The sequence below is a fragment of the Acinetobacter gyllenbergii genome (assembly GCF_001682515.1).
In the GTDB taxonomy this organism is placed as follows: domain Bacteria; phylum Pseudomonadota; class Gammaproteobacteria; order Pseudomonadales; family Moraxellaceae; genus Acinetobacter; species Acinetobacter gyllenbergii.
On sequence record NZ_KV575264.1, the window covers coordinates 256,911 to 263,658 of the forward strand.

Below are 6,748 nucleotides of genomic sequence, written 5' to 3' on the forward strand. Positions count from 1 at the left end.
ACCCTCAAGCTTCAGCTTCAAAATGCTGAACATAGGCGACATAACCTGAAAGATTATGTTCTTGGTCATCAATCCGTACACGAAAACGATCATGCCTCACATAGAAAGCATTCAATACTTTATCTGGCCGTGCCATATACATGGCCACTTCTGGATAGAAAAATCCTGTGCGCTGGAACTCAGCCCGAAACTCAATCAGCTTTTTAAGATCATCAAACTGTGCCTTTTCGAACAAATCTCCTAAACCTAGTGCTCGAAGTCGAACAACCATTTGATACGCTGCCATCATCATTTCCAACAAAGTGGCATAGGCCGTTTTACGGTTACGGATAAATACCAGATGCCTTAAATAATTATTCAGGCCAAACTGGAAATATTTTTCTTCAGGGCAAATTTTGGTTAGTTCATTGCTACAATAGCTGAGCCAGTGATCATGATAACGATCATATTTTTTTTCAATGAATCGTTCAAACATGCATTTGACAGTTTGCAGTAATTTTTGCTCTGCATGAAGTTGATAAAGACGTAGTAAGGCCAAGGCTGCTTCACCATCATAATAAATGATGCGGAATTTTTCTTTAATCTCATAGCTTGGGTAATGTAGTACATGTGTAGTTTCACCAGCATCATTGACCATCGATAAAACACCATTGGCTAAGGCCTGCGCATAAACTAGATAGCGATCATCACCTGTGACTTCTTGATATTTGCTAAGCATTAAAATCGCTGCAGCATTGGCCCCTAGCTTAATTTCATCTAGGCCTGTGGCTTCATTACCGTCCAGCATATACGCCAATTTCGTCTGTTTCTCGATATAGAAATGCTGCAAAGCATAATCAATCGCCAACTGAATTTTTTCGATATCGGCCTGATGTGATTGAATTGCTAAAGTTTCGAGCAAGGCATACACCGACGTACAATGTCGCACTGTATTGTAGCTTCGGATTTCACGGTCATAGGCGGGGAAAAAACCATAAGCGAATCGCCCATCTCGTTGGATTTGCTGAAAAAGAAATTGTGCATTCCCTTCAATCATTTTTTTTAAATGCTGCTTTTTCGGTTCCAGTAGATAACGCACACCATTTTCAGTGAACTGACTGCGCAAAGGAATCAACTGCCCTGCCTCATAAATCACAGCATAAGTATCAAAAGTCCAAAGCTGTTGGAGTTGTTCAAGTTTAATACGGTGCTGCTGATTCGGATATTTTCTTAAAAGGCTATTATTTAAGTTTTTTTCATCAAGAAAATTAGGGCTGTTATAGCTCAGCGCACGAATAATGGCTCTGCCATATAGCTCTTGCTCTAAGAAGCAGCAGTTAAAATCTGCATCGAAACTGATTCCTTTACGATAATGATTATTATGGAATTGGTTTTTTAAAGTCTGTTCAAGATTTTGCCAATTTTCTTGTTGGATATTAAAGGCAATATCAAATTTTAGAAATGTAGGCAGCTTTTCAGTTACAGCGATTTTTTGCTCAAGAAAATTAAATAATTGCATTTGAATATCAGCAGAATCTGAGCAGGATGAGTTCCAGACTTGGCAACGTTGTGTGTGTTCTCCATAGGAACAGAAAATCACCGCTTTAGACACATCAATATGCGGCTGTACTTGCTTAAAAAAGTGTTCACTCAGCAAATGTGTCAATTGTTCAAGTGCTGAAATCGTTGTAATGCTCATATCTTTGGTTTTTAGAATTTTTAAGTGTTTTACACACCATATCACATATTTTTATGATCTTCTCAAAATGAAAAAGAGAACCCGAAGGCTCTCTTTTTTTAAAGTGAAGGATTTGGATTAGTAAATGATTTGTCCATTATTCAACAAATCATTCAGCGTTAACGGTGCTGTAATATTTGTGAGCTGTAACAATGGAGTTTCGGTATAGGTACCTTCAATCAATACGCCACCATCACGGTCTACACTGATCGTTGCAGTTTGTGTACCTGCATCGTAGCTCACCGAAACATATTGACCAATGGTTAGACTGTTTTGAGTACCAATCAACAAGTTACTTAAATCAATCTTATCCGCTTGATCATCTGTCGCTGTATTACCGACATGGAAGTCAGTCCAGATGTCTACACCACCACCTGTTGTATTACCACCTGTTGCATTGGTAACGCTCGCAGCGGTCAATGTGTTATAGATCAAGGTGTCAGAACCATTACCCAATGTGAAGACATCATTTGCAGACGTACTCACCACCAAACTATTCAACTCTTGACTCAAGTTAATCGTCAATGAAGAGGTGTATTCACTGCCATCAATCACAGAAACCAACTTGTAATCGATTACATCAGATGTTGCATTTGCAGCACTATCAAATGGTTTGTAGAAGTAAGAACCATCATTGTAGAGATACAATGTACCTTCACCTGTATTCACACCCTGACCAGCAGCTAACTCATAGCTACCTGTTGTTGAGTTAAAGACATGCAGTTGGGTACCCTCAGCAACATCATTCGTTAATACATTACCTGTAATCCAATCTGTTTGACCGTCTGGTATGTATTGGTTTAGATGCGTAGCTGTTGTAGTGACAACTGAGTCTAGAGTTACCACGCCTAAGGAAATCAAGCTAGATAAGCTAAAGACCACACGATAAGTTCCTTCTGACAGATGAGGGATATCTGCAGAGAATGCTGGAGCACCCAACACACCAGCTAAAGCCGTCGCCGAACCCGAATATGCAGTATCAACCCAAGACGCGCCAACCAATTGCTGAATTGTATATCCAGTCGTTGGGAAAGCAGACAAGCTTAATGATGCCGTATAATTCAACTGCACATGAACATCACTTACAGTATTAGCAGCAATCACAAATTGGTTAGATGTCACAGTACTGCTCAATACAGGAAGCGGTATTGGGAAACCAGCTAAATTACCGATGGTCACATTACCACTTGTTACATCTACAACAGGATCAGTGACATGCTTCATACTAATGGTTGCATCGTCAGTATCAGCAATAACCGAAGGTGCTGGAAGTGTTGCATCTGCAGAAGGATCTGCGATGTTCCAATTCACATCAACATCAGGTGAACCCACCTGGATATGTAATGTAGCGGTATCGGTTCTACCTGTTACAGGATCTACGACGGTGTAGGTGAAACTATCCACTTTACCGACATTCGCCATATTCGCTGTTGCTTGGTAAGTATAAGTACCATCTGAACCAATTGTTAATGTTCCATATGCACCAACAATCGTTGTTGGAACACCAACAATAACACCTTCAACATTGCCATTTTCTGATGTCACTGATGTCACAACAGTCGTGGTGGTAATATAGTCTGGCGTATAGTTTGGACCATATATCGCTGAGTCACCATCAGCAAGGACATTGCCTGTGATTGGATCAACAACCAATACTGGCGGCTGAGTAATATCACCATGATTCAATGTGATATCCGCAGTGACATTACCTAAAGCAGTCAGAAGTGTATTGCTTTCCATGAACAGCTCGTAAGTACCTGCACTCAAGTTATCAACCTTGAATTGAACTTCGGAACCAAAGATACCTAACAGATCAAGTACACCCGTATTGGCACTGTCAGCAATCACTGTACGACTACCGTCTGGATTGACTCGTGTTAATACCACATGTAAGCCATCGACAATCGTTGCCACTGAACCAAAGTTTACAGAGATAATCGCATCAGTAAGATGACCTGGATCTACGTCAAATGTCGCTGTACCTTGTTTAGTACCGATCACAATACCGCCAATACCGAGTAACCAGTTATAGCTAATCGCATTATCAAGGACTTCTGTGGTGACAGGATAAACCATGTCAATTTCAGCCGAAGCAACATTATCCATTGCATCCACTGGAACTGGACCTGTAATCACAGCAGGTTGAGATGGATCTGCTGGATTCCATGTCATATCGACACCGTTACTATCCAAGTGAACATAGAGAACCGCTTGTGAAGTATTGCCTGTAACAGGATCGAGTAAGGTATAAGTAAACTGGTCAACCTGTCCAAGATTTAAACCATTCGCATTTGGTGTGTAAGTGTAGTTACCATCTTGATCAATCACCAAGTTACCGTATGTGCCCACAATAGTGGTTGTACCTGTTGCACTTACTGGATCACCATTCACCATTGAGATGACAGCATTGCTGCTCGCTGCATCAACTGCCCCATTAATACCCACATCTTTGATGACATTGCCAGAGATTGGTTCAACAGAATATCCAGCAATAACATATGGATTATAAACATCCATTGTACCTGTTAATGTTCCGCCTAAGCCTACACCCAACAAGCCTTCATAACCGATAAAGGCACGATATTGACCAGCTTCCAAACCTTCAATCACCGCAGTTGCCACCCCACCAATGAGGGATAAATCAACCAATGTTGCTTCTGGATTAGTGCCACCAATAGAGACCCACTGTCCTGTTGTTGCATCATATTTTTGAACAACCAGCGAGTAATCACTCAAGAGGTTCGCAGTCAATAATCCGCTGAAAGTAAATGTTGCTGTACCTTCACGATCAGCATCAACATTGAATGCAACAGTGGCATCACCCAGCAATTGTAAATTTAATCCAGCCAGAGAAACAGCAGCGAGATAACTTGCACTTCCAAGGGCTACATCATCAGCAACTAACAATGCTTCTGGATTAATTTCCGCAACAGCAAGGTTATCTGATGCTTTCACTGAACTTAATTGGATGTTCAATGTCGCTTGAGCCGTATCACCCGTTACAGGATCTCTTAAGGTATATACAAACTGATCAGTTTGACCAATCCCTACCGCATTTGAGTTCGGTGTATAAACATATGAACCATCGAGATTGATAACCAGATCACCGAAAGCACCAGTAATTACAGTACCATCTGCTAACACAGGTTGACCATTTACTGCATTAATCACAGTTGTTGGAGTAACCACATCAGCTTGACCACTATCATTGAGGTCTACAATCACGTTACCCGTAGCCGTTTCTGTGTAGAATCCGCCAATTTGAGTGGTATCGTAGATATCCATTGTCGCAGTTAAAGTACCAAGTAAGCCGATACCTGCAAGGCCTGTATAGGTCATAAACGCACGATATTGACCTTCTTCAAGACCATCTAGAGCTACACCTGGGGTCGAACCTAGTAAAGTCAGTTTAATAATATCGGCTTGGCCACCGCCATACACTGAAGTCCATTGACCCGTCACAGGATCCAATTTCTGAACCACAAGTGAGTAATCAGCCAGTGCGTTCACACCGATGAGTGCACTATAGGTAAATGTTGCATTACCTTCTTGATTTGCCGCCACACTAAAGCCGATTGCTTCAGAGCCGAGTTGTAAATCAAGCCCTGCAAGTGAAACAAGTGCTAAGTATGTTTTGCTACCAAGTAGTGCATCATCTGAAATCAGCAATGGTTGAGGAGCAAGTACTGCCGTATCAAAATTATCGAATGCAATGATTGAGCTAGAAAGCGTATAGGTTTGTGCGTCTTGAAGCGTACTACTATTACCAGCTGTATCTGTAAAGGTTGCTATCGCCTCGATCGTTAAATCTGTATCGGCGGCAAGTTGACTACCTAGAACGCCTATGCTCCAAGTACTTGTTAAAGGATCAACCACTGCGGTGTAATTGGTTCCATTTACATTCACTTGAACTGAAGTTATTACTGCATCAGCTGGAATCGTCAAGGTACCAGTCAATGTGACTGTACCTGATACTTCCGCTGCATCGAGAACATTGTCTCCAGTGATTGCATTAATTGCAATTGCAGCAGTCGTGATATCAGGAGGTGTAATATCAATGGTTACTGATGAATCAGCGCTATCAATATTGCCCTGTGCATCGACTGCTTCTGCATGAATCGCTAATGAGCCATCCGCCAAGACTGCAACTGCTGCTGTGATGTAGCCATTGACGAGATCTGCGGCAGTCACGGTGAAGTTGTTGCCATTTACGGTCACCACTGTACCAAGCACTGCATCTGGTCCCAATGCCACGCGTGCATCGAAGCTACCATCCGCACCTAATTCAGTCGCATTCAAGATGCCGTCACCGTTTAAGTCATCTGGCACTGTGATTGCACCAATCAAGTCAGCTGGAATGGTATCTATCGTAATAGCACCCGTATCTGTAGCCTTGGGCATCTACCGCCTCTGCATGGATGGTGATCGGGCCATCGCCTGTCACTGCAACTGCTGCTGTGATATAGCCATTGACGAGATCTGCGGCAGTCACCGTGAAGCACCACTGTACCAAGCACTGCATCTGGTCCCAATGCCACGCGTGCATCGAAGCTACCATCCGCACCTAATTCAGTCGCATTCAAGATGCCGTCACCGTTTAAGTCATCTGGCACTGTGATTGCACCAATCAAGTCAGCTGGTGATGTATCCACGGTAATGGTCACATCTGCATTCGCTGTATCGATGTTGCCTTGGGCATCTACCGCTTCTGCATGGATGGTGATCGGGCCATCGCCTGTCACTGCAACTGCTGCTGTGATGTAGCCATTGACGAGATCTGCGGCAGTCACCGTGAAGTTGTTGCCATTTACGGTCACCACTGTACCAAGCACTGCATCTGGTCCCAATGCTACGCGTGCATCGAAGCTACCATCCGCACCTAATTCAGTCGCATTCAAGATGCCGTCACCGTTTAAGTCATCTGGCACTGTGATTGCACCAATCAAGTCAGCTGGCGATGTATCCACGGTAATGGTCACATCTGCATTCGCTGTATCGATGTTGCCTTGGGCATCTACCGCTTCTGCATGG

The 6,748-nt window shown here is 42.9% G+C and carries 1 protein-coding gene and 1 pseudogene; both read right to left on the bottom strand.

Annotated features, from left to right (window positions below; genetic code table 11):
• Positions 1-4: 4 nt before the first annotated feature.
• On the bottom strand, positions 5-1,678 hold the full coding sequence (locus NG55_RS12905; RefSeq protein WP_065343484.1) for a poly alpha-glucosyltransferase: 1,674 nt from the start codon (positions 1,676-1,678) through the stop codon (positions 5-7).
• 117 nt (positions 1,679-1,795) lie between these two features.
• Positions 1,796-6,330 (bottom strand): annotated as a pseudogene (locus NG55_RS12910) (beta strand repeat-containing protein).
• Positions 6,331-6,748: the final 418 nt, after the last annotated feature.